The 1,447-nt window shown below is 39.3% G+C and carries 1 protein-coding gene; it reads right to left on the bottom strand.

Features of this window, described 5'->3' with window-relative positions:
* Positions 1 to 18: 18 nt before the first annotated feature.
* Positions 19 to 1,359 (bottom strand): IS4 family transposase, encoded by a 1,341-nt coding sequence (locus tag H4J76_RS19440; RefSeq protein ID WP_182231140.1) that lies wholly within the window; start codon positions 1,357 to 1,359, stop codon positions 19 to 21.
* Positions 1,360 to 1,447 lie beyond the last annotated feature (88 nt).

Below are 1,447 nucleotides of genomic sequence, written 5' to 3'. Positions count from 1 at the left end.
AGTTCCAATGCTGTTCGTTTAAGCTATTTCTTTTCGCTTTTGTGAACGCTTCACCGGGAACTTCCCCATCCTCATTTTTACCGCCCTAGGATAATTAGGGCGTTTCTGCTTTGGCAGAATAAAATCCTTAATCGTATCCGTTAATTCTTTTAATCTTGCTGGTATGCTTTGTAAGTTCGATGCTGTTGCCATGCCATAATAATCATAGAGAACTACACGCATTGCCGTTTTGAAACTTATCCTCGTGGGCCTTAATTCAACAACATCTGCCGCTAAAGCAGCCTCATGTCTAATAAGGTTGTACGCTATTAACATGCCATATAATTCTTGTATAACTAAATCAGGCTTTTTACTTCTTAACGTTATTGCGTTTTTAAGTAACGTTTTTTTGATTTCCCTATAGCCTAATTCAATCTCCCATCGCTCATGATAAAGCTCAATAATTTGAGCTGCACTGTATTTTTCTATCGGTAGTGAAGTCGCTATCTCTTGCGGTTCATATCCTTCAAGTTGATACTTCACTACTCTCATTTGCCATTTACGCGGCAATGAGGGGGATTTCTTTCTTGCGTGAGCACTTAAATCCCGCTCAACCAAAAAATCATTATCTCCATACTTTTCAAGCTGTCGATATTTAATCGTGCTTTTTAATCTTGTGACCCAGTACCGATCTTCGCCAAGGTTTTCAAAATAGTGCAATAACTCCGCTGAGTGATACAGTCTATCTAACAGCAATACACTTTTAGGCGGAACATTGTCTAACAATTGTGAGGCAACGGTTAACTCCCCGGTCTTAAAAGGCCCTATAGAAACACGACTTATAATATGGCTTCGCACATTCATTAAACAGGCTAAACGAAACGCAGGGAAGGAAGAAACTAATTCGCCTTTGCTATGCGCTGAGCCAAAATTCTCTCGATTTTCTTCGCTATCCTCAGTTCTAAACGTTGTTCCATCAATACTAAATAAGTTCAGGCCATGCCATTTGTCATCACAATGTGACTGCGATGACCATTTATCAGCACTGCGGTTAAATAACCATTCAACCGGCGCAGAGCCTACACGCTGTCTAGCGCTGCTGATCGAACTTCGTGCAAGTAACTGATTATCAAGTTGCTTTGATTGAAAACTCAATCTAGCGGCTATCTCTTGAATAGGCTCATGGCGCATTAACGACATACCTATTGATAATCGGATAATATCTTCAGCAGGCATTTTTCTTCGCCTAACGGTTACGCTTCCGGTTACGTTAAGTGCTTCATCTATCCACTCTTTTGGGAGTTGGGCATTAAAAATATCAACCTTATCTTTTAAATCACTACACTCGTCAAAAAAATACGCTAACTCATCACTTAACATGCTTTATTTCCTGTAAAAAGAAATAAATATGACACACTCAAAAGATCGTTCAAGTACTATATTTCATCTAAAACGATCAGCATTGGAA

Source organism: Colwellia sp. BRX9-1, from assembly GCF_014077195.1.
In the GTDB taxonomy this organism is placed as follows: Bacteria; Pseudomonadota; Gammaproteobacteria; order Enterobacterales; family Alteromonadaceae; genus Colwellia_A.
Note: the sequence above shows the minus strand (reverse complement) of the source record. Positions and strands in the feature narration are given on the sequence as shown.

What these genes read in the sequence shown, in the direction of transcription:
- H4J76_RS19440 (WP_182231140.1), bottom strand. Translation starts at nt 1,359, where the DNA reads ATGTTAAGTGATGAGTTAGCGTATTTTTTTGACGAGTGTAGTGATTTA.